Source organism: Acinetobacter sp. 479375, from assembly GCF_000581715.1.
In the GTDB taxonomy this organism is placed as follows: Bacteria; Pseudomonadota; Gammaproteobacteria; order Pseudomonadales; family Moraxellaceae; genus Acinetobacter; species Acinetobacter ursingii.
Genome location: NZ_JEZN01000005.1, coordinates 1 through 24,941 on the forward strand (window position 1 = coordinate 1; position 24,941 = coordinate 24,941).

General features: G+C 40.8%; 25 protein-coding genes. 14 read left to right on the forward strand and 11 right to left on the reverse strand.

Annotated elements, in window-relative coordinates; translation table 11 throughout:
* Positions 1 to 30: 30 nt before the first annotated feature.
* The 4 genes from tnpC to J500_RS17830 all read right to left on the reverse strand — a co-directional run bounded on the left by tnpC (position 31) and on the right by J500_RS17830 (position 3,053).
* Positions 31 to 1,635 carry an IS66 family transposase gene (tnpC, locus tag J500_RS05745; protein ID WP_034698698.1) on the reverse strand — a complete coding sequence of 535 codons (1,605 nt, stop codon included), beginning with the start codon at positions 1,633 to 1,635 and terminating at the stop codon, positions 31 to 33.
* 74 nt (positions 1,636 to 1,709) lie between these two features.
* On the reverse strand, positions 1,710 to 2,045 hold the full coding sequence (gene tnpB / locus J500_RS05750; RefSeq protein WP_000618091.1) for an IS66 family insertion sequence element accessory protein TnpB: 336 nt from the start codon (positions 2,043 to 2,045) through the stop codon (positions 1,710 to 1,712).
* Positions 2,042 to 2,425, reverse strand: a complete 384-nt coding sequence (locus tag J500_RS05755; protein WP_019836977.1) for a transposase — start codon at positions 2,423 to 2,425, stop codon at positions 2,042 to 2,044. Before J500_RS05755 ends, tnpB begins: the two co-directional genes overlap by 4 nt.
* 499 nt (positions 2,426 to 2,924) lie before the next feature.
* Positions 2,925 to 3,053, reverse strand: coding sequence for a hypothetical protein (locus J500_RS17830; RefSeq protein ID WP_265102903.1), 129 nt, complete (start codon positions 3,051 to 3,053; stop codon positions 2,925 to 2,927).
* A 302-nt stretch (positions 3,054 to 3,355) separates the two neighbouring features.
* On the opposite strand from J500_RS17830, the gene J500_RS05765 reads away from it, so the two are divergent.
* On the forward strand, positions 3,356 to 3,937 hold the full coding sequence (locus J500_RS05765; protein WP_004998252.1) for a flavin reductase family protein: 582 nt from the start codon (positions 3,356 to 3,358) through the stop codon (positions 3,935 to 3,937).
* Positions 3,938 to 4,010: 73 nt separating this feature from the next.
* Here J500_RS05765 and J500_RS05770 read toward each other — a convergent pair whose 3' ends face one another.
* Positions 4,011 to 5,651 (reverse strand): AMP-binding protein, encoded by a 1,641-nt coding sequence (locus J500_RS05770; RefSeq protein WP_004998254.1) that lies wholly within the window; start codon positions 5,649 to 5,651, stop codon positions 4,011 to 4,013.
* Positions 5,652 to 5,861: 210 nt separating this feature from the next.
* Entirely contained in the window at positions 5,862 to 6,632 is a 771-nt protein-coding gene (locus J500_RS05775) for an SDR family NAD(P)-dependent oxidoreductase (protein ID WP_004998257.1), read from the reverse strand.
* A gap of 153 nt (positions 6,633 to 6,785) precedes the next feature.
* Between J500_RS05775 and J500_RS05780 the strand changes: the two genes are divergently transcribed.
* Positions 6,786 to 7,820, forward strand: a complete 1,035-nt coding sequence (locus tag J500_RS05780; RefSeq protein ID WP_034698711.1) for an AraC family transcriptional regulator — start codon at positions 6,786 to 6,788, stop codon at positions 7,818 to 7,820.
* 17 nt (positions 7,821 to 7,837) lie between these two features.
* Here J500_RS05780 and prmC read toward each other — a convergent pair whose 3' ends face one another.
* Both prmC and prfA read right to left on the reverse strand, forming a co-directional pair.
* Positions 7,838 to 8,656 (reverse strand): peptide chain release factor N(5)-glutamine methyltransferase, encoded by an 819-nt coding sequence (gene prmC / locus J500_RS05785; RefSeq protein WP_034698713.1) that lies wholly within the window; start codon positions 8,654 to 8,656, stop codon positions 7,838 to 7,840.
* Positions 8,656 to 9,744 carry a peptide chain release factor 1 gene (gene prfA / locus J500_RS05790; protein ID WP_034698716.1) on the reverse strand — a complete coding sequence of 363 codons (1,089 nt, stop codon included), beginning with the start codon at positions 9,742 to 9,744 and terminating at the stop codon, positions 8,656 to 8,658. Before prfA ends, prmC begins: the two co-directional genes overlap by 1 nt.
* A 366-nt stretch (positions 9,745 to 10,110) precedes the next feature.
* Here prfA and J500_RS05795 point away from each other — a divergent pair, with 366 nt between their 5' ends.
* Together J500_RS05795 and J500_RS05800 are read left to right on the forward strand one after the other, a co-directional pair.
* Positions 10,111 to 10,551, forward strand: a complete 441-nt coding sequence (locus tag J500_RS05795) for a glycine zipper domain-containing protein (protein ID WP_034698719.1) — start codon at positions 10,111 to 10,113, stop codon at positions 10,549 to 10,551.
* Between the two features lie 154 nt (positions 10,552 to 10,705).
* Positions 10,706 to 11,707: an LLM class flavin-dependent oxidoreductase gene (locus J500_RS05800; protein ID WP_004988173.1), complete on the forward strand. Its 1,002-nt coding sequence runs from the start codon at positions 10,706 to 10,708 to the stop codon at positions 11,705 to 11,707.
* Between the two features lie 109 nt (positions 11,708 to 11,816).
* On the opposite strand, the gene J500_RS05805 is transcribed toward J500_RS05800, so the two are convergent.
* Positions 11,817 to 12,653 carry a pyruvate, water dikinase regulatory protein gene (locus J500_RS05805; protein ID WP_004988177.1) on the reverse strand — a complete coding sequence of 279 codons (837 nt, stop codon included), beginning with the start codon at positions 12,651 to 12,653 and terminating at the stop codon, positions 11,817 to 11,819.
* A 149-nt stretch (positions 12,654 to 12,802) separates the two neighbouring features.
* Between J500_RS05805 and ppsA the strand changes: the two genes are divergently transcribed.
* From ppsA to rplI, 10 genes are all read left to right on the forward strand, one after another.
* Complete coding sequence (gene ppsA / locus J500_RS05810; RefSeq protein WP_171063256.1) at positions 12,803 to 15,190, forward strand: phosphoenolpyruvate synthase; 2,388 nt, start codon at positions 12,803 to 12,805, stop codon at positions 15,188 to 15,190.
* A 68-nt stretch (positions 15,191 to 15,258) separates the two neighbouring features.
* Positions 15,259 to 16,023 (forward strand): RDD family protein, encoded by a 765-nt coding sequence (locus J500_RS05815; protein WP_034698722.1) that lies wholly within the window; start codon positions 15,259 to 15,261, stop codon positions 16,021 to 16,023.
* Positions 16,024 to 16,315: 292 nt separating this feature from the next.
* Positions 16,316 to 17,377 (forward strand): ubiquinol oxidase subunit II, encoded by a 1,062-nt coding sequence (cyoA, locus tag J500_RS05820; protein ID WP_034698724.1) that lies wholly within the window; start codon positions 16,316 to 16,318, stop codon positions 17,375 to 17,377.
* Positions 17,378 to 17,380: 3 nt separating this feature from the next.
* Entirely contained in the window at positions 17,381 to 19,369 is a 1,989-nt protein-coding gene (cyoB, locus tag J500_RS05825; RefSeq protein ID WP_034698727.1) for a cytochrome o ubiquinol oxidase subunit I, read from the forward strand.
* Between the two features lie 4 nt (positions 19,370 to 19,373).
* Positions 19,374 to 19,994 (forward strand): cytochrome o ubiquinol oxidase subunit III, encoded by a 621-nt coding sequence (cyoC, locus tag J500_RS05830; protein WP_004988184.1) that lies wholly within the window; start codon positions 19,374 to 19,376, stop codon positions 19,992 to 19,994.
* A complete protein-coding gene (cyoD, locus tag J500_RS05835) occupies positions 19,994 to 20,323 on the forward strand; it encodes a cytochrome o ubiquinol oxidase subunit IV (protein WP_004988185.1) in 330 nt (109 codons plus the stop codon). Before cyoC ends, cyoD begins: the two co-directional genes overlap by 1 nt.
* A 10-nt stretch (positions 20,324 to 20,333) precedes the next feature.
* Positions 20,334 to 21,212 carry a heme o synthase gene (cyoE, locus tag J500_RS05840; protein ID WP_034698730.1) on the forward strand — a complete coding sequence of 293 codons (879 nt, stop codon included), beginning with the start codon at positions 20,334 to 20,336 and terminating at the stop codon, positions 21,210 to 21,212.
* 180 nt (positions 21,213 to 21,392) lie between these two features.
* Positions 21,393 to 21,782 (forward strand): 30S ribosomal protein S6, encoded by a 390-nt coding sequence (gene rpsF, locus J500_RS05845; RefSeq protein ID WP_004988194.1) that lies wholly within the window; start codon positions 21,393 to 21,395, stop codon positions 21,780 to 21,782.
* Positions 21,783 to 21,793: 11 nt separating this feature from the next.
* Complete coding sequence (rpsR, locus tag J500_RS05850) at positions 21,794 to 22,021, forward strand: 30S ribosomal protein S18 (protein ID WP_004988197.1); 228 nt, start codon at positions 21,794 to 21,796, stop codon at positions 22,019 to 22,021.
* 8 nt (positions 22,022 to 22,029) lie between these two features.
* Positions 22,030 to 22,476 carry a 50S ribosomal protein L9 gene (gene rplI / locus J500_RS05855; RefSeq protein ID WP_004988199.1) on the forward strand — a complete coding sequence of 149 codons (447 nt, stop codon included), beginning with the start codon at positions 22,030 to 22,032 and terminating at the stop codon, positions 22,474 to 22,476.
* A 392-nt stretch (positions 22,477 to 22,868) separates the two neighbouring features.
* Here rplI and J500_RS05860 read toward each other — a convergent pair whose 3' ends face one another.
* Entirely contained in the window at positions 22,869 to 24,056 is a 1,188-nt protein-coding gene (locus J500_RS05860) for a vWA domain-containing protein (protein ID WP_034698733.1), read from the reverse strand.
* 12 nt (positions 24,057 to 24,068) lie between these two features.
* Positions 24,069 to 24,920: an AAA family ATPase gene (locus J500_RS05865; RefSeq protein WP_004988203.1), complete on the reverse strand. Its 852-nt coding sequence runs from the start codon at positions 24,918 to 24,920 to the stop codon at positions 24,069 to 24,071.
* Positions 24,921 to 24,941 lie beyond the last annotated feature (21 nt).

A 24,941-nucleotide genomic window follows, 5' to 3' on the forward strand; every position in this document is an offset into this window, starting at 1 on the left:
TAAGCGTCCGCTGAACCCCATGCCTATTTTTTAATTCGGTTCAGGTTTCCAGCGGTGTGGTAGCAATTCTTCAATCTGAGTCACTTTATGTGTCGGCAACCTTTTCAGCACATCACTTAAATAGGCATAGGGATCCAGCCCATTCAGCTTTGCTGACTGGATTAATGTCATAATATTGGCTGCTCGCTGACCGCTGCGCAGCGAACCTGCAAATAACCAGTTCTTACGTCCCAACGCCCAGGGGCGCATCTGGTTTTCCACCCAGTTATTGCAAATCGGTAGATTGCCATCATCCAGATAGCGGCTTAAGGCTGGCCAACGCTTCAGAGTGTAATTGATCGCCTTGGCGGTTGGAGAACTCGATGGCACAGTCAGTTGATGTTGGTTGAGCCATTCATACAGTTGTTGCATCACCGGTTGACTATACTGTTGTCGGTATTCGCGGCGCTGTTCTGCTGTACCATCGGTCTTTTTCCTGAGTTCTGCTTCTATGGCATACAGTTTCTGAATCAGCACTAATGCCTGTTCAGCGACCTGACTTTTCCCAGTTACATGCAGTTCATGGAATTTACGACGTGCATGCGCCATGCAGCCCACCTCAATGACATCGCCTGATTTAAAGCGTGCTTTATAACCACTGTAATCATCACAGACTAGATAGCCCTGCCAGCCTTTCAAGAACTCTTCAGCATGCTGGCCTGAACGACTATCCTGAAAGTCATAGATCACCGCCTGAACTGGATTGTACTGTGTAGTGGCATAGGCCCAGACATAACCTTTCTTCGGTTTTTTATTATTCTCACCCATCCGCATGATGGTGACCGGTGTTTCATCTGCATGCAGCACCTGCTGTTGTAGTACCACCTCTTTTAAGGCATTGGCCAGAGGTTCCAGTTCTACACCGCAGCGACCTATCCAGTCAGATAAAGTTGATCTAGAAAGTTCGATTCCCGCCCGCTGATAGATCAGACGTTGACGGTACAGCGGCAAATGATCGGCATACTTCGATACCAGCACATGGCTGAGCAATTCAGGTGAAGCAATGCCTTTATCAATCACATAGGCGGGCATCGCTTGCTGAGTCAGAGTGTCACACTGATCACAGACCCATTTACCACGCACATGCTGTTCCTTATAGAACTGTGCCGGTCTGAAATGCAGTTTTTCACTGACATCTTCGCCGATACGACGGAGTTGGCAGCCACAAGCACATTGGGTTGATGCAGGTTCATGCTCAATACGGATGGTGTGTAGATGATCTGGCAGTGGTCGACGTTTAGGTTTGTTGACTGTTGCTTTGTGTGTCGCTGCATTGGTTTTATCTGCATTTAGCCGTTCCAGTTCTAGATCAACCGCGGCAATATCTTCTTCAACCGCTTCATCCCACAGATGGATTTGTTTTGCCGTTAAGTGTTCATTCTTTTGGGCGAATTCGTGCTTTTTAAACAGCGCCAGTTCATGCTCGTATTTTTGATTGAGAATAGAAAGATGCTGAACTTTGGCATCCAATTGCTGGTTTGATTTTTCTAATTCTTGATTTGATTGTGCCAGAGACTGATGCTGCATTGCCAACTGTCTGGTAAATTCCAGCAGTTGTTCATGGGTCAGTTGGTTTAAGTCAGGCAGTGTATTCATGACCGCAGTATGCCTGAGGTCATGAAGAGAATGAAATAGAACGTTTGGAGAATAGCAGAATGCACCAACCTGGTTTAGAGCATCGTCACTACCTGCTGTCGTCCAATGCGCTGCCAGGGCAAACCCTGGATCAGTGCCTGTAACTGTTCCGGGCTGAGGGCCACGGTTTCACCTTGGTGAACTTGAGCCCAGTGAAATTTACCCTGTTCCAAACGCCGGGCACACAGCCAGATGCCCAGTCCATCATGTACCAACACTTTCATACGATGGCCACGTTTATTACAGAACAGGTAAGCACAATGCGGTTTGATGTAGCCAAAGGCTCTCACCACCTGGGCCATGGTCGTATCCATACCTGCACGCATGTCCATGGGCTGAGTAGACAACCAGATTTCATCAATGCGGATCATGTTGCAAGTGCCTTGAGTAATTCTGCCAAGGCAGGTATTTCTGATGTCTGCCATTTTAGCTGAATATCATTATTCGTATGAGGCACGGTGATACACAACGTGATCCTCTCATCAATAGGTTGGCTGATTGCAGCAGTGTAAGGCAAAGCAATAAATGCTGGATTCACATGAGTAGGATCTTGCACGGCACCATCATGATGGCTGAAGATCCTGATCCAACGACTGACAAGGTTGGCATTAATACTATGTTGCAGTGCGACCGAAGCGATCGAGGTATTAGGATTTTTACAGGCATTGACAATACTGAGTTTGAATTCTTTGCTGTATGTTCTGCGTTTTTTAGCAACAGGAGGTGTTGCTGAATATATATCCATGTTCATGGATTAAGTCCCCACTTGTTTTTAGGTGGGAACTAAATTAAGGCTTATAGGATCGCTTGGTAAGGCTGTGTTAGCCGGATGCTTACGAAACCAACATGTTATTTTTTGATTTTTGCTTCCTATCACATAGATAGTTTAGAAAAGTCCATGACATCTCGGCTTTAATTTAAGCCAGCTTCCTATTACATAGATAGTTTAGAAATGTTGATAAGCCTTAGCCTTCGCTTCTTGATAGTTTCCTATCACATAGATAGTTTAGAAATTTACTCATACGAATACGTTGAAAAAGGCGGTGCTTCCTATCGCATAGATAGCTTAGAAAAACATGCGGAAAGTTTAAACATCCGCCTCCACGCTTCCTATCACATAGATAGTTTAGAAAAATCAACACAGATAATTTGCTTTTGCTCAACTGCTTTCTATCGCATAGATAGTTTAGAAAATGTAACACCATCAAAACTAGCAACAATACCCGTTTCCTATCGCATAGGTAATTTATTTATTTTCGAGACTCCAAACATTTTGTTTTTAATTGCTGCATCGCTAAAGGATCCATCGGTGCAGTCATCATGGCCCGATAAGCCAAACATTCCTGCGTTTCTTCTGTTGCTTGAGATTTGGCATTCAAGCTATGGCATCCCATCAGTCCCAAAGAGAAAATACATCCTAGAATAAATTTGATGAACATTGGATTTTCTATAATTTAATATTTGCTGATATCAACTCCAATTTTAAAACGCAAAACAGAAAATAGAAACCATTGAATAGACTTGTTTCATAAGTCCCTTTCATTTCTGCCTATGCGAGAGAAATAAAGAGGGTTTAAACAATGATGAAAGACGTCATAGTGTATAGATCTTTTAAAATTTGCTTATTTTCATAAAATCTTCTACCAATATATAAGCATTTTAAAAAGATGAGCTTAATAAAATGACAAATCCAGATATTCAAAGTGTAGAACTCACAAAAGCCTATCGTTTACTTAATCATGGCCCAACTGTACTGGTTTCCGCTCAAGATGATGATGATGATATTGATGTCATGGCCGCAGCATGGGCGTGTGCTTTAGAATTTAGTCCTGCAAAAGTGACCGTTGTTTTAGATAAATCGACGAAGACTCGAAAAATTATTGAAAAGAATGGCTATTTCGCGTTACAGGTTCCCTGTTTAGCACAACTGGATATGACCTATCAATTAGGCAGTATCAGCCAGTTTGATGAGCCGAATAAATTAGAGATGTGTGGAACTCAACTCTTTTATCCCGATGATTCTGGTGTACCTTTGGTTGAAGGTTGTATTGCTTGGCTGATCTGTAAAGTCATTCCTGAGCCCCATAATCAGCAAGCGCATGATTTATTTATTGGCTCTGTGATGGGTGCTTGGGCGGACTCACGCGTATTTCGTGATGGACATTGGTATTTTTCAGATGCACACCGAAGTTTAAAAAGTTTGCATTATATTGCGGGTGGGACTTTCTATACGATTGGCGATGAAGTTAAAGCCAATTTATAAAAAAACTGATGGTTAAAACAAGTAGATGGAGAACACTCAAATATGAACTATCTCCATCCTGTTTAAGATAGATTTAACTCGTGCAAAGCGGTTGCATTCGTTCAACTTCTTGTTGTTTAAGAATACCACGCTGAATTTTACCACTCACTGTTTTGGGTAACACATCTACAAATTCAATTTCTTTCGGATAGGCATGTTTAGATAGACGTCCGCGCACATACATTTGTAGTTTTTCTTTGAGCTGTTCTGTCGCTTGATATTGGCTTTTTAATACGATAAATGCCTTAACAATTTCGGTTCGCGTCAGATCAGGTTTGCCAATTACAGCGGATTCTAAAACTTCTTCGCATTCAAGTAATGTACTTTCGACATCAAAAGGGCCCACACGATAGCCTGACGTTGTAATGACATCATCAGCACGTCCAACAAAATCTATACTTCCATGATCATTTAACTGTACGGTATCACCTGTAATATAGTATTTGCCTACAAAAGACTTTCGGTTATTACCCCCATAACCTTTAAACCAAAGCAAAGGTGACGCATCACAGTCAATCGCCAATACCCCGATCCCGCCTTCCCCAAGTTCTTGATGATTTTCATCGAGTACCGCAAAACGATGTCCCGGTATAGCAAAACCCGCAGAACCGATTTTAATCACATGCTCTAAAGCATGGTGATTGCCAATCACCATGCCGAGTTCAGTCTGTCCGTATTGATCATAAATATTGACATTGAAATCATGTTTAAACCAATGGATCACTTCTGGTGTTAAAGGCTCGCCTGCACTGCTCACGACCCTTAAATGCTGTTTGACACTGTTATCAAACTTTTCTTTAAAACCATAAAACATACGAAATGCAGTCGGAGAACCTGTCAGATTATTGACCTGATATTTTTTCATCAGTTCAATGGCCCGATCTACACTAAAAGCTTGTTCATCCATCAGAATGCAATGACCTAAACTCAAAGGCCCTGTAATACCGTAATATAGTCCATAAGCCCAACCCGGATCAGCTAGATTCCAAAATGAATCTTCCTCACGCAAATCCACGGCATGTGTCATATAGCCTTTAAATGCCAAAATTGCCTTTAATGGCACAGGAACAGATTTGGCCAAACCCGTTGTACCAGAAGTAAACATCATTAAAAAATCATCATCGAAACTGCGATATTCAATTGGGCAATCGGCATCAAATGTATGGATCACACTCCAGAAATCTTCTTGGTTCTGATCATCATCAATATTTTTGACAGTCAAAACTTGGCTAATATTTAAATTTTCGAGTTTAGATTGTTGATCAGTATTGGTTACTACAAGTTTGGTTTTGGCTGTTTCTAAACGATGCTCAATGGCTTTGGATTCAAATGCAGTGAATAAGGGTTGATAAATTGCACCAATACGCCAAGTGGCTAAAATTGTGATGAGTAATTCGGGGGTACGTGGTAATAATCCCGCGATGCAGTCTCCTGCCTGAAGATGGATAGACGAAAAATAATGGGCTAATTTCCCTGAATATTCAGCAAGTTGATCAAAGGTATATGATTGCTGTTCTCCGTTTTTTCCTTCCCAGATCAAAGCCACTTTGTCATGACCTACATATCTACCACAGCACTCCTCAAAAGCATTAATGCGCTGTTCATGTCCGTTAAGTTGCTGTTGAATAAGTTGATTTAAATCAAATTCCGCATAGGCTTGTGTCAGTGTCTTCATCCCGAAAACCTCTTTTATTCCATTTTTAATGCATACAGATCATTCAAAATTTGATCTATATGTCCTGTCCATTTTTGTTATCGTAAAACATCCAACGATGTTTTTTACTGGTGATTAAATCCAACTTAAACTGCTTTATTTACTTTTTCAATTTCCAAAGCCCTCAATCTAATTGAGGGCTTTGGCATGTTGAGTTAAATAATCTTGGTGTTATTTGGGTGCCATTCGAATGGCACCATCCAAACGAATTACTTCACCATTCAGATATGCATTTTCAATAATATGCGCTGCAAGACTTGCAAACTCATCTGGTTTACCCAAACGCGATGGATAAGGCACCATTTGACCCAGCGAATCCTGAATATTTTGTGGCAAAGCTTTGAGCATAGGCGTTTCCATAATACCGGGTGCGATCGTAACCACCCGAATAGCATGACGCCCCAACTCACGTGCAATGGGTAAAGTCATCGCCACAATTGCACCTTTGGAAGCCGCATAAGCAGCCTGACCAATTTGACCATCAAAGGCAGCCACAGAAGCAGTATTAATAATTACACCGCAATCTTCATCTTCAGGCATTACAGTATTATGTGTCATGGCTTCTGCTGCAAACCGCAGCATATTAAAAGTCCCTGTCACATTGATATTCAGCACTTTATTGAACAACCCCAGATCATGAATATCCTCTTTACCCACCACCTTTGCAGATGGGCCAACTCCTGCACAGTTAATTAATCCATGAATTGCACCATGCTGTTGTAATGTTTGTTTAAAAAACTGTGCAACCTCGATTTCATTGGTCACATCTATTGCAACAAACTCTGCTGCTGTACCCAACTTTTCTGCTTGAGCCTGTCCAGCTTCAACATTCATATCAACTAAAGTAACATAAGCACCTCGCGCGACCAAACATTCAGCCGTTGCAGCCCCCAAACCCGAGGCACCGCCTGTAATAATGAAATGTTTTCCTTGTATTTTCATTGCCAATTTCCACGTGATTTAATTTAATCTGACATTAGTTCCAGAGTAAAAGTTCAACTTTTACAGTACAATTTCAAAAAACCTCAAATGTTCTGCTGTTTTTGGACATTTTCATCATTTAAAAATTTTTTAATTCTGAATGTCAGGTCATACATGCAACGGATTGCACAGTCAAATATTTCCCCTTCAAACAAAGGAACCATTTCTATTGCATTGGTCAATGAAGCTTTGAGTGTGGCACATTCGCGCGGTTTTAATATTGAAAAAATAGTACAACCGGCGGGGATTTCAGCCGAGCTTTTAAACTTCCCCAAAGCCAGAATTCCAGTTTCGGCTTATGCACAACTCTGGATTGAGTTGGCTAACCATATGGATGATGAGTTTTTTGGAATGGACTCTCATCCCATGCGACGTGGTAGTTATCAATTATTAGCAAAAATGGTCATGCATGCGGATACAATAGAAAAAGCCTTAACCGATATTTTAAAATTTTTTTCTGTACTTCTGGATGATATCCAAGCAGAGTTTAAAGTTGAACAAAATCTGGCATGTTTGATCATTCATGATCAAACTCACACTAAACGGATGTTCAGTTATGCAACTTTTTTAATGTTGATTCATGGTTTATTGTGTTGGCTAGCGGATCAACGAATTGTGATTGATAAAATTAGTCTGAAATGCGCTAAGCCCGCTTATCCACAAGATTATTATGTTCGTTTTTGTGAAAATATCGAATTTGATGCAGCATCTAATCGCGTGGAATTCAATGCAGATTATTTACAGATTAAAATTAAAAAAGATAAAAAATCGCTTTATGAATTTCTAAAACAGACACCACAGAATTTATTAGTACGTTATAAAAATGAAAATGCACTAAGCCTGATGATTCGTAGACATCTTATCAAACACCATCCCGCGCTTTGGCCAGAACTTAAAGAACTTTCGCAGCAGTTAAACATGTCTGAGGCCACTATTCAACGGCGTTTAAAAGCTGAAAATATTAGTTATCAACAACTTAAAAATGACATCCGCTGTGATATTGCGATTGAGCGTTTAAGTAAAACTGAAGATTGTATTCAGGATATCAGTGATGCCTTAAATTTCCATGATCCAAGTGCGTTTTATCGTGCTTTTAAAAAGTGGACCGGTGTCAATCCAAGTGCTTATCGAACAAGGTCTTCAAAATAAAAGCAATTTATAGTGGTTTATACTTTCCATTGCCCTAGACTAATACGATCATTTCCACCGTAATCTTTTCGGGTTTGAACTTGAGTAAAGCCCCGTTTTTGAAGCAATTGACGAACCATGTCCCCTTGATCATAACCATGTTCAAGCACTAACCATGCATCAATATTCATCCACTTGGGTGCTTGATCAATAATCAGTTCCAGATCCGCTAGACCTTGATGCTCTGCGACCAATGCGCGGCGAGGTTCTGTTCCCAGATTCACCATGTGTTCATCCTGTGCATCGATATAAGGTGGATTAGACACAATCAAATCAAACTTTTGCGCAGGAATGGCTTCAAACCATGTACTACAAATAAATTGAACTTGATTCAACGCATGTCGATGAGCATTCTCCTGAGCGACTTCAAGCGTTGGAAAGTAAATATCGGTTGCTAAAACTTTCCAGTCAGGACGCTCTTTGGCTAGAGATAACGCTATTGCACCTGTCCCCGTGCCTAAATCCACCATCGAAGTTTGAAAAGGTAAATTTAACGATAAAACCGTTTCAATTAAAATTTCAGTATCTGGACGCGGAACTAATGTATCTGGTGTAACCTTTAAATCCAGACTCCAAAACGGTTGCGAACCCGTAATATAAGCCAGTGGCTCACCTTTAGAGAGTCGCATCAGACCATCTAAAAAGGTGTGTTCTTGCTCATGCGTCAAAACTTGCATTTGACGCATTTTTAATTCAAGTGAATTCAGATTGAGGACATATTCAAGCAACCACGTGGCTTCCTGACGCTCATAGCTATCAGACTCACCACGCAGATTTAAGGCTTGCGCAATGTTCATTAGCCGCCATTCTCTTGAGCTAACATCGCCAACTGATCGGCTTGATATTCACGATGTAGACTATCCAAAAGTTCAGTCAAATCACCTTCCATAATTGCATCTAACTTATATAAGGTTAAATTAATACGGTGATCTGTCATACGACCTTGAGGATAATTATAAGTACGAATACGCTCTGAACGATCACCAGATCCAACCAGATCTCGACGCATTTCAGACGTTGCTGTTTCCTGTGCGGCGCGCTTAGCATTTTCCAGACGCGAAACCAACAACGCCATCGCTTTAGCTTTGTTTTTATGCTGAGAGCGTTCTTCCTGACACTCGACCACCACGCCTGTTGGAATATGAGTAATACGCACCGCAGAATCAGTTTTGTTAATGTGCTGACCACCCGCACCCGAGGCACGATAAGTATCAATCCGCAAATCAGCAGGATTAATCTCAACCGTCGTATCCACATCGACTTCAGGCAAAATCGCAACCGTACACGCAGACGTATGTACACGCCCTTGTGACTCCGTTGCTGGAACCCGCTGTACACGATGCGCACCGCTTTCAAACTTTAAGCGACCATAGACACCATCGCCATCCACACGGCAAATGACTTCTTTATAACCGCCATGTTCACCTTCATTTTCAGACAATACTTCAATACGCCAGCCTTGAGATTCGGCATATTTACTATACATACGGAATAAATCGCCTGAGAAAATTGCAGCCTCATCACCGCCAGTTCCCGCACGAACTTCCAAATAAGCAGAATTGGCATCATTGGGATCTTTAGGAATCATCAAAATATTCAGATCAGCTTCGAGTTGCTCAATCAAGGCGCGATTTTCCTTGATTTCCTCTTGAGCCATATCCTTAAAATCAGGATCATTGAGCATGTCTTCGGCAGTCACAATATCTTGCTCAGCCTGACGATACTTGCCCCATACTTCGACCATTTCAGAAAGATCACTATGCTCACGGGATAATTTACGAAAACGTTTATTGTCAGAAATGACTTCCGCATCTGCCAATAATGCCGTTAACTCTTCATAACGATCACAGAGTTGATCCAGTCGTAAACGTAATGATTCTTTCATAAGTGGAAGTATCTCAAAATAAAAATAATCGATCAGCGCAACGCTTGAATGATGAAGTGCTTGCGATCAGGTCAAAGCTAAAAGTGCGCATAGTTTACCGATTATGACTGTTAAAGAACATAGATCAGCTTATATTTGCTTGCTCTTAAGACTATTTCAGTGGAGTGAGTTTTCACTTTTTCTTCACATTAGGCGATAAATCAATCGTTTTTGCCGTTTTAATAGACACTTTTAATAGAAAGCATACAAAACGCAGCTACATTGTAAAAACAACAACGATAATCTCCACAATTAAAGTGAATCGTTTTGTTACATTTGCTGCAACGAAATAGATAAAGTCCTGCTGTTGGGACACGGAGATGTAAGATGAAGGCAAATAACTTATTATTAAGTGGTGTATTGGCAATTTCTTCAATGTTTGCAATCAATGCACATGCAGACAATACCACACGTGTTGCGGCAACTTCTGCATTAGGGAGTGTGGTTGGTACAGCCTTAGGTAATCAAATGGGCGGTAATACTGGTGCCATGATTGGTTCTGCAATTGGTGGTGCGGGTGGTGCGGCCGTTGCAAGCAATAAACGTAATCGTACTTCATCTGCAATTGGTGGTGGTTTAGGTGGTGTGGGTGGCTATACCGTTGGTAAAAATATGGGTGGCACAACGGGTGGATATATTGGTTCAGCCCTAGGCGCCGCAGGTGGTTCAGCTTTAGGAAATAAAATCTCTAAAGACAGAGCTGAAGAAAAACGCTATAACAACTCACGTAGTTGGAACAGACATCACCGCCACTATCGTCACCGTTAATACGTTGTATGATTCAAATAGTCGAGCACCCTTCTGGGTGCTTTTTTATGGTCATTATTGTTAAGTTACAAATCACTGCATAAATCGAAAAAAAACGATATACATAATTTTAGATAAATCGTAAAATAACGATATATAGTTCTGAGAATTTTTTATGGCTTCTTTAAAAGAAACACGGTTTTCAATTCTTGAGCTTGCGCCTATCCGTAATGATAAAACAGTTCAATTTTCGTTGCATCATGCTTTGGAGTTGGCTCAGCATGCAGAAAAACTAGGATATGAACGTTTATGGCTGGCCGAACACCATAATATGGATGGTATTGCCAGTTCAGCGACCGCTGTATTACTGGGTCATATTGCTGCAAATACACAGTCGATACGTTTAGGCTCTGGTGGAGTGATGTTACCTAATCATGCGCCATTGGTGGTTGCAGAACAGTTTGGTACATTAGCAACGCTTTATCCCAATCGTATTGAATTAGGTTTAGGCCGCGCACCAGGCACAGATCAATTGACCATGCGAGCCTTACGTCGTGGTCGTCAGGAAACTGAAGATCAATTTCCTCAAGATGTTCTCGAAATTTTGCAATATTTCAAAGACCCTGAACCCAATCAAAAAATCGTAGCAACCCCAGGACACGGAACACATGTTCCCGTCTGGTTGTTGGGCTCCAGTTTATTTAGTGCACAACTCGCGGCTCGTTTAGGTCTTCCCTATTCGTTTGCATCACATTTTGCACCGCGTATGCTGTCACAGGCTGTCCAGTTGTATCGAGAAAACTTTCAACCATCTGAATATCTAGAACAACCGTATGTTTCCATGGGCGTTCCAACTGTAGTAGCTAAAACAGATGCCGAAGCACAACATTTAGCCACCAGTGCTTATCAACGTGTACTGGGTTTAATGCGTGGACAAAGTTTAAAACTCAAACCACCTGTGGAGTCTATGGATCATATCTGGACACCTGCCGAGCGCATATCCGTCAATAACTTTTATGCATTGGGTCAAATTGGTTCACCTGAAACGGTGAAAGCTGGTCTGCAAGACTTGTTAGAACATGTAGATGTTGATGAGTTCATTTTCACTTGTGATATTTATGACACTGAAAAGCGACTCGAAAACTTTAGTTTATTGATGGATATCAAAAACAGCTAAAATTGTTTAACTAAAAAAGGGAAATTAATGATTTTTCATTGATTTCCCTTCTCCTTACAACCACAGATCAGAAATACTGAAGGATTTAGATCTATTGTTTGTAAACTTTTTAACCAATACGGCGTTTCAAGCCTGTCTTTTGTAAAATACGTGTTGAAATTTCTTCAATCGACATTTCCGTGACATTTAAATATGGAATTCCTTCTGAAATATAAATTCCTTCAATGGCACGCAACTCCATCTGACATTGGCTAAAACTGGCATAGCGACTATTGGCTTTACGTTCATTACGAATTGCGACCAAACGTTCCGCATCAATCATCAAACCAAATAACTTATTTTTATGTTCTTTCAATACTTTTGGTAAGCGATTGTCATCTAGATCTTCTTCGGTCAGTGGATAATTTGCAACACGAATTCCAAATTGTAATGACAGATAAATCGACGTTGGTGTTTTACCCGAACGGGATACCCCAATCAAGATAATATCGGCTTTATCATAGTGACGTGTACGAGCACCATCATCATTGTCCAAAGCAAAATGAACTGCATCAATACGAGCTTTATAATATTCAGAATCCGTCACGGCATGAGTCTGTCCGACCAAAGTTGTTGGCGGTGTGCCAAGCTCTTGTTCTAACTTGCTAATTAAACCCTCAAACACATCGAGATTCACCGCTTTGGCAGTGTTAATGATTTCACGCACATTCGGATCGACCAACGTATCGAACACCAATGGCAAAGTCTGGTCTTTAGACTGGCAACTATTAATTTCAGCAACCACATTCATTGCCGCTTCTTCTGAGGTGATATACGGAATAATATGAATATCAAAATCCACGTTGGGAAATTGCGCTAATAAAGAATGTCCGAGGGTTTCAGCCGTAATCGCGGTTCCATCTGAAATAAAAAACACACTCCGCTTAATTTGTTTACTATCTGACATGAAAAATCTCCTCAAACATTTGTCTTAGTGCTATATAATCTTTATAGTAAGCTGATCTTACATGACTGTCGCTTAGAGTAAATCAAAATCCTAAGCACATTAATATCTTTTCTTCATGCCAAGATAGTAATTAATACTGGAAAAGTGGAGTGAAAACTTTGGAAGCGCGCGTAATCGGTCTGGAAAAATTAGGGAAACACGACGTCGAACTCGTGGGTGGGAAAAACTCATCTCTAGGTGAAATGATCAGCCATTTATCCAATGCTGGTGTGTCTGTACCGGGTGGCTTTGCCACAACTGCTGCTGCTTATCGTGAGTTCCTTGAACAAAGCGGTCTAAACGCAAAAATTCAAGCAGAACTCGATCAATTGAATGTTGACGATGTCAACGCTCTTGCCGAAACTGGCGCAAAAATTCGTCAATGGATTGTAGATACTCCTCTCATTCCAGCATTAGAAAAAGAAGTTCGTGACGCTTTTAATGCACTTTCAAACGGCAACCCTGATATCGCGGTTGCCGTTCGTTCATCTGCGACCGCTGAAGATTTACCAGACGCTTCTTTTGCTGGTCAGCAAGAAACTTTTCTGAATATTCGTGGCATCGATAATATTTTGATTGCCATCAAAGAAGTATTTGCATCTTTGTATAACGACCGTGCAATTGCATACCGTGTGCATCAAGGCTTTGCTCATGACATCGTAGCTTTGTCTGCTGGCATACAACGCATGGTACGTTCAGAAACAGGTGCTGCGGGTGTAATGTTTACATTGGATACCGAATCTGGTTTCCGAGATGTCGTATTTATTACAGCATCTTATGGTTTGGGTGAAATGGTCGTTCAAGGTGCTGTTAACCCTGACGAATTTTATTTATCAAAACCGCTGCTTAAAAATGGTAGACACTCTGTATTACGTCGCAACCTCGGCTCTAAACACCAGAAAATGATTTATGGCGAAGAAGGTTCAGCGGGTAAATCAGTGGTGGTGGTTGATGTTGAAAAACAGGATCGTCAACAATTTGCTTTAAATGACCATGAACTTCAAGAGCTTGCTAAACAAGCCATGATCATTGAAGACCATTACAGTGCGCCAATGGACATCGAATGGGCCAAAGATGGTGATGATGGTCAAATTTACATTGTTCAGGCGCGTCCTGAAACTGTAAAAAGCCGTCAAAACGTAGGCACAATGGAGCGCTACTTACTTAAACAGCGTGGCACTGTGTTATGTGAAGGTCGCTCAATCGGTCAACGTATTGGTTCTGGTAAAGTACGCGTTGTTTCATCGATTAAAGAAATGGACAAAGTTCAACCAGGCGACGTGCTAGTTTCAGACATGACTGATCCAGACTGGGAACCAGTAATGAAACGTGCCGCTGCTATCGTGACTAACCGCGGTGGTCGTACTTGTCATGCTGCTATTATTGCACGTGAACTGGGTGTTCCTGCGATTGTGGGTACAGGCAATGCCACAGAAGTCCTAACCGATGGTCAGGAAGTTACTGTTTCATGTGCTGAAGGTGATACAGGCTTTATTTATGAAGGCGCGCTGGATTTTGAAATTCAACGCAACTCGATTGAATCTATGCCAAAACTTCCGTTCAAAATTATGATGAACGTCGGTAACCCTGATCGTGCATTTGACTTTGCTCAAATTCCAAACGGTGGTATTGGTCTGGCTCGTCTTGAGTTCATTATTAACCGTATGATCGGCGTGCATCCTAAAGCCTTACTGAATATTGAAAGCTTGCCACGTGAAACACGTGCAGCAGTCATGGCACGTACGGCAGGTTATTCTTCTCCAGTTGAATTCTATGTAGAAAAACTGGTTGAAGGTATTGCAACACTTGCGGCTGCCTTTGCTGAAAAACCAGTCATTGTTCGTATGTCCGATTTTAAGTCCAATGAATATGCTAACCTCATTGGCGGTAAACTCTACGAACCAGAAGAAGAAAACCCAATGTTGGGTTTCCGTGGTGCAAGCCGTTATGTATCTGACAACTTCCGCGATTGCTTTGAACTTGAATGCCGTGCCTTGAAAAAAGCACGTGATGAAATGGGTTTGACCAATATTCAAATCATGATTCCATTTGTGCGTACAGTTTCTGAAGCAAAACGCGTCATTGAACTTTTAGCTCAAAATGGCTTGAAGCGTGGTGAGAATGGTTTAAAAATCATCATGATGTGTGAATTACCAACCAATGCATTATTGGCTGAACAATTCCTTGAACATTTTGATGGTTTCTCAATTGGTTCTAACGACTTAACTCAATTAACGCTCGGTTTAGACCGCGACTCTGGTATTGTTTCTCATCTATTTGATGAACGTGATCCAGCCGTTAAAGCCCTGCTTTCAATGGCCATTCATGCTTGTCGTAAAGCTGGGAAATATGTAGGTATTTGTGGTCAAGGTCCATCTGATCATCCAGATCTTGCTAAATGGCTGATGGAGCAAGGCATTGAAACTGTTTCACTCAATCCTGACTCGGTACTTGAAACTTGGTTCTTCCTAGCGGAAGATAAAGACAAGCAAGCCTAACTTAATCTTATCAAAAAGACCCTCGCGCGGGGTCTTTTTCATCTTTAAGCTGTTGAGATTTAAAACTTATGCAAATTTACTTGGCAAGAAATAACCAACAGGCTGGTCCTTATACATTAGAACAACTGAACCAGATGCTCGCTAGCCAACAAGTGCTATTGACTGACTTAGCATGGCATGAAGGTATGACGAAATGGAGAGCCTTAGGTGAACTCACTCAAGGTAAACTTGTCTACCAGCCTGTAAACTCGACAACAAATTCTACTTTTGATGCCCCAGCCCATAGTCAAAATGATGTCATCCGTGACATTAAAGTCAATCAGACAGCCAAAGCAACGGCTGCTCCTGTGAGCAAGCGTATTTCGGCCAAGCTTATCGATTTAGCTTTGCTGATTTTGCCGCAAATTATTGTCACAATGCTCTTTTTACCGCATGATCTACTCCAACAAACCACTAGTTTTGATGTTGAACAGCAAATTAAAATTGCTGAAGCCATGCGCGACAACATGCCTACATGGGTTCCAGTCGCATTACTCATCTACACACTTGGCTTGTTATTTTTACAAAATTATTTTATTGCTCGTTCTGGTCAATCTATTGGTAAAAAATTATTCCATTTGCAAATTGTTGATGCATCGACCAATCAGCTTCCTGGTCAATTTCGCGGTTTTTTTGTACGCTCATTTTTGTTTATTATCATTTCACAGTTGATGAGCCTTTTACCGCTATTGGTGATTGTTTTTATTGCAGATATTGTTTTATTTTTCTCAAAAGGAAACAATAGCTTGCATGATAGACTAGCAAAAACCAAAGTCATCAATCTTAAAAAATAATTAAGGGAGTGATCATTCACTCCTTTTTTATGATAAATCTATGAAAAAAATTGACTTTTAAGCCATATTCAAAAGATAAAACAGGCTACCAAATAAGGTGTCATAACAAATATTTAACGTCACTTTCAAGTAGCTTAGTTTAACGATATCAGGCATAATGCCCTACAACATAGCTGTGTCACATGATTGAGAAATATATTCCTTAACAGGATTTATTCTTCTCCATCATGCGACACTTTTATCGCTATCCCAAATTTACTTAGGGAATGGGACTCTTCACCGAGGTTGTAAAATGAGACAAACGATTTTAGCTGTATTGTCTTTATCGGCGGTTTCCGCACTTTTAACAGGGTGTGGTGGTGATTTAGTACTTCTAAACTCTAAAGGTCCAGTTGCAGAAGGTCAAAGTAACCTGATGATGACTGCGATCTACTTAATGCTATTGGTTGTAATTCCTTCAATCATTATGGCGTTATGGTTTGGTTGGAAATATCGCGCGTCAAATAAAGATGCAGACTATAAACCTACATGGGCACACTCAACTGCAATTGAAATTGTAGTTTGGGGTATTCCTGTCATTATTATTGGTATTTTAGCTTGGTTAACTTGGTGGGGTTCCCACAAGTACGACCCATACCGTCCGCTAGATTCAGATAAAGCACCATTAACTATTCAGGTTATTGCTGAACAGTTTAAGTGGATTTTTATTTATCCTGAACAAAATATCGCGACAGTAAATGAAGTACGTTTCCCAGAGAAAACACCATTAAGCTTTAAAATTACATCTAACTTTACAATGAACTCATTCTTCATTCCTGCGTTAGGTGGCCAAATTTATGCTATGGCGGGCATGCAAACCCACCTTCATTTATTAGCGAATGAAACTGGCGAATATCGTGGTTTCTCGTCTAACTACTCAGGCTATGGCTTCTCACAAATGCGCTTCAAAGCTCATAGTGTGACTGAAACTGAATTTGCACAATGGGTAGAAGCGATTAAAGCGGGTAAAGGCACGAGCATTAATGCTGAAGCGATCCAAAAAGGTACGCTTGATCAAGCTGAGCTTGCGACACTGAAAGATGGGGATCGTTCTAAACATCAGATCGAAGCGCTGGTACATCGCGCTGAAGCTGCTGGTGATACAGAAGCCTTAGCTAAAGCTGAAGCAATGAAGCCATTCCCAACTAAGCCACATCCTGTGACTTACTATTCTTCAGTTGAACCAAACTTGTTTGAAACTGTCATTAACAGATATATGAGCAACTACCACGGTGCGGACCATTCAGCAACTGCTGAACATGGTTCGCAAGCTCATGATGCTAATGCACATGCAACTGCTTCTGTAGAGGAATAAGCCATGTTGTTATTAGGTAAACTCGGATGGGACTCTATCCCTAAAGAGCCAATTGTACTAGTGACAATGGTCTTGATGGCTATTGGTGCAATTGCTGTTCTAGCTGGTATCACTTATTTCAAAAAATGGGGATATCTCTGGAAAGAATGGTTTACATCTGTAGACCATAAAAAAATTGGTATTATGTATATCATTGTATCTGTGGTCATGCTATTGCGTGGTTTTGCTGATGCAATCATGATGCGTCTTCAACTGTTCCTTGCTAAAGGTGGCGGTGAAGGTTACTTACATCCAGACCATTACGACCAGATCTTTACCGCGCATGGCGTGATCATGATCTTTTTCGTAGCAATGGGTCTTGTTGTAGGTATGATGAACATTTCTGTACCTCTACAAATTGGTGCACGTGATGTCGCATTCCCATTACTTAACTCTTTAAGTTTCTGGTTGTTTGCTGGTGCCGCAGGTCTAATGATGGCTTCCCTTGTACTGGGTGAGTTTGCTGCGACAGGTTGGATGGCTTATCCTCCTCTTTCTGGGATTCAGTATTCTCCTGGTGTCGGTGTCGACTATTATATCTGGGCACTTCAAGTTTCTGGTCTTGGTACACTTTTGTCAGGTGTTAACTTCTTTGTTACCATCATCAAAATGCGTGCGCCTGGCATGAAATTGATGGACATGCCTATTTTTACGTGGACATCATTGTGTACAGCAGTTCTGATTATTGCGTCATTCCCTGTACTTACAGCAACAATTGCAATGCTTACCCTTGATCGTTATTTCGGTTTCCATTTCTTCACAAACGAGCTTGGCGGTAGCCCAATGCTATATGTGAACTTGATTTGGACTTGGGGTCACCCAGAAGTATATATCTTGGTATTACCAGCATTTGGCTTGTATTCAGAGATCGTTGCGACTTTCTCACGCAAAGCATTGTTTGGTTATAAATCAATGGTATATGCAACAATTGCAATTACAGTATTAGCGTTTGTTGTATGGCTTCACCACTTCTTTACAATGGGTGCTGGTGCAAACGTCAATGCATTCTTCGGTATCATGACCATGATTATTGCAATCCCTACAGGGGTTAAGATTTTCTCTTGGTTGTTTACCATGTATAAAGGTCGTATCACTTTCGAAACTCCAATGCTTTGGACACTTGGTTTCCTTGTGACTTTTGGTATCGGTGGTTTGACTGGTGTATTGATGGCAGTTCCTCCTGCTGACTTCCTTGTACACAACTCACTGTTCCTTATTGCCCACTTCCATAACGTAATTATCGGTGGTGTGGTATTTGGTATGTTCGCAGGTATTATTTTCTACTGGCCAAAAATGTTTGGCTGGAAGTTAAATGAAGCTTGGGGCAAAGCTGCATTCTGGTTCTGGTTCTTTGGTTTCTATTTTGCTTTCATGCCACTTTATATCCTTGGTTTCATGGGTATGACTCGTCGTTTGAATACTTATGACAACCCTGAATGGGATCCATACCTAGCGATTGCATTATTTGGTGCTGTGTTGGTTGCGATTGGTATTGCGTGTTTCTTGATGCAAATTATTGTAGGTTTCCTACAACGTCATCAAAACATGGATTACACAGGCGATCCATGGGACAGTCGTACTCTTGAATGGTCGACTTCATCTCCTGCTCCATTTTATAACTTTGCACAAGTTCCTGAAGCAAATGGTGTAGACCGTTTCTGGACTGACAAAGAAAATGGTGTTGCGTATGCACGTCCTGCCAAATATGAAGACATTCATATGCCAACTGATCGTGCAGCTGGTTTCATCATTGCAATGTTTATTACATTGATGGGCTTCGCATTAATCTGGCACATCTGGTGGCTAGTTGCAGCATCTTTCATTGCGGCTATTATCAGCTTTATTCGTAGCTCATTCACTAAAGAAGTGGATTACTATGTACCAGCTGCTGAAGTTGAGCGCATTGAAAATGAACGCTATGCATTACTTGAAAAACACTTGAAGAAGGACTAAGGATATGGCTGAAGTACTTCATCACGACAACCATGGCCATGACGGGCATCATGAACATGATGATACCGACTTAACGGTCTTTGGTTTCTGGACATACTTGATGAGTGACTTGATTTTATTCGGTACACTCTTCATCGCGTTCGCTGTTTTGAGCAGCCATGTTCCACCAGGTACACCAAGTGCACATGAGCTATTTGGTGAGTCTTTAGGTTTTGTTTTAACTGAAACCTTTGCTCTCTTGATCTCATCTGTCACTTTCGGTTTTGCAGTTCTGGCTTCGTACAAAAAGAACGTTAACCAAGTGATTATGTGGTTACTTATCACCTTTATCTTTGGCGCATCGTTCATTGGCATGGAACTTTATGAATTTCATCATTTAGTTCACGAAGGACATGGTCCAAGCACAAGTGCTTTCCTATCAGCATTCTTTACACTGGTTGGTACGCACGGTATTCACGTGACTTCTGGTTTGGTCTGGATGATTGTATTAATGTATCAGATCAAAACCAAAGGTCTGACATTACCAAATACACGTCGTCTTGCTTGCCTAAGTTTGTTCTGGCACTTCCTTGACATCGTATGGATCTGTGTATTCAGCGTCGTTTACTTGATGGGAGTTCTCTAATGAGTAGTCACGATCATAATGCTGCTGGTGCATCTCACGGTAACGTTAAACAGTACACTGTCGGGTTTATTTTATCTGTTCTGCTCACCATCATCCCATTTGGGATGGTGATGGCAGGTGGATTTTCCCGCGGTCTATTAATGACCGTTATCGGAATTACAGCAGTTGCTCAGGTACTTGTACAACTTGTGTTTTTCTTACACATGAATACATCTTCTGAACAACGCTGGAATTTGATTGCATTCATTTATACCATTCTATGTATTGCCGTTCTTTTGATCGGTTCTGTATGGATCATGAACTATCTACACTTCAATATGATGCTCTAAACTGTTTGTCATGTTGAAAAAATATTTATTCCTGACTAAACCAGGAATTCTGTTTGGTAATTTCATTACCACCTTGGGCGGCTTTTTCTTAGCCGCCCAAGGACTTGTAGATTTCCTCTTACTCATCCTCACCCTCTTAGGTACAACGCTTGTTGTAGCCTCAGGTTGTGTCATCAATAATGTAATTGATCAAGACATTGACCACAAAATGCAACGAACTCAAAATCGTGCCTTAGTTAAAAAAACGATTTCTCCATCCGTTGCACTTGTCTATGCCAGTGTGCTTGGAGTAATTGGTTTTAGCATTTTATGGTTCGGGGTGAATCCTTATTCATTCTTATTTGCTGTAATTGGTTTTGTTGTCTATGTGGGCTTTTATAGCCTCTGGTCTAAACGTACCACGATTCATCAAACCGTGATTGGTAGTATTTCTGGAGCGAGCCCTCCTGTCATTGGTTATGTTGCCGTCACCAATGAATTTGATGTAGCGGCTTTACTGATCTTCTTAGCTTATGGTCTTTGGCAGATGCCCCACTCTTGGGCAATTGCGATTTACCGCTTTGATGATTACAAAAATGCAGGTATCCCAATTTTACCAGTAGCGCGCTCTATTTTTAGAACCAAAGTTGAATGTGTCATTTACATTGTACTTTTTGCGGCAGTTCTCAATGGGCTTTACTGTTTTGGTTATACCAATGTCTTTTTTCTCATCACGTTTAATGCATTAACTGCATATTGGCTTTATTTATCACTCATTGGTTTTAAAGCTGAAAATGATCAGATTTGGGCAAAACGCTTTTTCCTGTATTCGGTAATCTTAATTACCTTACTCAGTGTAAGTTTTAGCTTTACTTACCATTCACCTGCGCCACATCTTCCTCTCTTTTAATAGAGAGGAAGATTTCTATTTATCCTGATTTGCACTGAAAACCATTTGTTTTTATTTGCACTTTTCTATATAATTCACCCTTCGCAATTTATGCGGCTTAACTTGAATTCATTATTCCAGTTATGACTCCTTGCTTCTAATTTTTATGTTAGGGGCTGTCCAAACCGTAAGGAGCTGACAATGCGTCATTACGAAATCGTACTTTTGGTACATCCAGACCAAAGCGATCAAGTAGTAGGTATGGTTGAACGCTATATCTCTCAGATCAAAGAAGCTGATGGTCAAATTCACCGTTTAGAAGATTGGGGCCGTCGTCAATTGGCTTACCCAATTAACAAAATTCACAAAGCACACTACATTCTTATGAATGTTGAATGTGGTCAAACGACTCTTGATGAATTAGAAGAATTGTTCCGTTATAACGACGCAATCATTCGTAACATCATCATTCGTCGTGAACACGCAATCACTGAAGAATCGTTACTTGCTAAAAGTGCTGAAGAAAAACGTGCGCGTAAAGCTCAACGTGAAGAAGCACAGCAATCACACGAATCTGCTGAAGAAGCTTAAGGAGAACATCAATGGCACGTTTTTACCGTCGTCGCAAGTTCTGCCGCTTTACAGCTGAGAATGTTGTGTACATCGACTACAAAGATATCGACACTTTAAAACAGTACATCACTGAAAACGGCAAGATTGTTCCTAGCCGTATCACTGGTACTAAAGCTCGTTATCAACGTCAATTAGCGCTTGCGATTAAACAAGCTCGTTACTTGGCTTTGATTCCGTACACTGACAACCATAAGTGAGGTGAGCTGTGGACGTTATCTTATTACAACGCATTAAGAACCTAGGTAAACTTGGTGACAAAGTATCAGTTAAAGCTGGTTTTGGCCGTAACTACTTGATCCCTCAGGGTAAAGCTGTTGCTGCTACTGAAGCAAACACTGCTGCTTTCGAAGCTCGTCGCGCTGAACTTGAGAAGCAAGAAGCTGAAGTATTAGCTGCTGCTCAATCACGTGCTGATCAATTGAACGAAGTGAATATCGTCATTACTGCGAAAGCGGGTGATGAAGGTAAACTATTTGGTTCTATCGGTACTCGTGACATCGCTGACGCATTAACGAATGCTGGTCTTACTGTAGACCGTGCAGAAGTTCGTTTACCGAATGGTGCGCTTCGTCACACTGGTGAATTCAACATCGCAATCCAATTGCATCATGATGTTGTTGCAGAAGTTCTCGTTACTATCGTATCTGAGTAATTTTTGTAAGAAAAAGGAGCATGCCTTCGCATGCTCTTTTTTTATTGTTCATTAATTTCTAAATAAATCTGATTTTATCTAAACTTGAAAAGCATAATAATAACAACTGCTCAAGCAATACTCTAAAATTAAAGCCTACTTTGAAAGTATTCAGTAATGCATTGTAAAGCACAGAAAATTATTCATATCTGAGCACAGAGTTTGTAGAGACTGAGAAGTTGCATCGATATCCTCTGATTTTAATCGATATCCTCTGATTTTAAACGATGAAATGCCCAATGAAATTCATCAGGCATTTTTGTTTGAACCACTAAAAATAAAATATCAGCCTAAAGTTCACACAATAATATTGCAATCATCCATTTTAATATGCACCACCAACCCAGTTAGTTTTAACGCGATAAATAACGCGTTAGATCTTCAACACCTTTTAAAGTCATAGGATACATATGATCTTCAAAGATTTGCTTAATTAAGCTGATAGTTTGCGTGTAATGCCAATAATTTTCTTCTTCTGGATTTAGCCATGCAATCTTATCAAAATGCTGGCGCAAACGACGCAACCAAACCTCGCCTGCTTCATCATTCATATATTCAACTGAACCACCTGCCGAACGTAGTTCATAAGGTGCCATACTCGCATCACCAACCACAATCACACGGTAATCGCGTCCATATTTATGAAATAGATCCCATGTTTCCAAACGGCTTGCTTGTCGACGATGATTATCTTTCCAAACATAATCGTACAGGCAGTTATGAAAATAGAAGTATTCCAGTGTTTTAAATTCAGTTTTGGCAGCACTAAAAAGTTTTTCACATTGTGCGATATAAGAGTCCATCGAGCCGCCAACATCGAAAAGCATCAGCACTTTAACACGGTTACGTCTTTCAGGAACTAATTGTACATCCAATATGCCCTGCTTTGCAGTTTCACGGATTGTACCATCAACATCAAGTTCTTCCGCTGCACCTTGACGTGCAAATTTGCGTAAACGGCGTAAAGCCAGTTGCATCTGACGTGTTCCCAAAATCTGTTCATCGTCCAGATTTTGATATTTCCGTTGTTCCCAGACTTTAACTGCTGAACGTTTTCGGCCAGGTCCACCAATCCGCACGCCTTCAGGATGATCCCCAAACGCACCAAAAGGCGATGTACCACCTGTACCGATCATTCGATTGCCACCCTGATGTTTTTTATGCTGTTCACGTAAACGTTCTTCCAGCATTTTCATCAGTTCTTCCAAAGAACCTGCTTTTTGTAGCGCAGCTCTTTGTTCAGGAGTTAAATGTTTCTCCAGTAGCTCCAAATCCAGCCATTCTTTGGGGATCTTTTGGACTTGCTTCAGTAATTCATCCAGATCGAAGGTTTCTATCCCGTCAAAATAATCCTTAATCGCACGATCGAATTTATCAAAGAAACGCTCATCTTTGACCAAAATGGTTTTAGCAAGTTGATAAAATTCATTCTGATCTGCAAAGACCAGTCCTTCAGCGACAGCCTGATTTAAATCAATGAGTTCACGCGTCGTGACAGGAACGCCATATTTTCTGAGGGTATAAAACAGCCGCACAAACATAAGCGACCACCCTTAACGACGTGACATAAATGCGAGTCGTTCTAACAGTTGCACATCTTGTTCGTTTTTAATCAATGCACCATACAGCGGCGGAATGGCTTTAGATTTGTCGTGATTACGCAGCACATCTTCTGGCATATCATCGGCCATCAGCAAACTTAACCAATCAATCAATTCAGATGTCGATGGTGGTTTTTTTAAATTTGGTACCTGACGTAATTTAAAGAAAATTTGTAATGCTTCACTCACCAGTGTCGTTGAAATTTTTGGAAAATGTACCGCAATAATTTCACGCATGGTCGCTTCATCAGGAAACTCAATATAATGAAAGAAACAACGACGCAAAAAAGCATCTGGCAATTCTTTTTCATTATTTGAAGTAATGATCACAATCGGGCGCTGAATAGCGGTAATCGTTTCCCCTGTTTCATAAACATAAAACGACATTTTATCCAGTTCATGTAACAAGTCATTTGGAAACTCGATATCTGCTTTATCAATTTCATCAATCAATAAAACACAGCGCTCTTCACTGGTAAACGCCTCCCACAATTTCCCAGGTTTAATATAGTTTTTAATATCATAAACCCGATCATCACCTAACTGGCTATCACGTAAACGCGATACAGCATCGTATTCATATAAACCCTGTTGCGCTTTGGTCGTGGACTTAATGTGCCATGTAATCAGTTTTAAACCCAAACTTTCAGCGACTTGTTCTGCAAGTAATGTTTTACCTGTACCCGGCTCACCTTTGACCAATAATGGTTTTTGTAGCGCACGTGCAGCTTTAACAGCAAGTTTTAAGCTATCCGTTGCGATGTACTGATCTGTACCCGAGAAATGTTGTGAATCAACAGCCATCTTATAACCTTTATTTTTTTA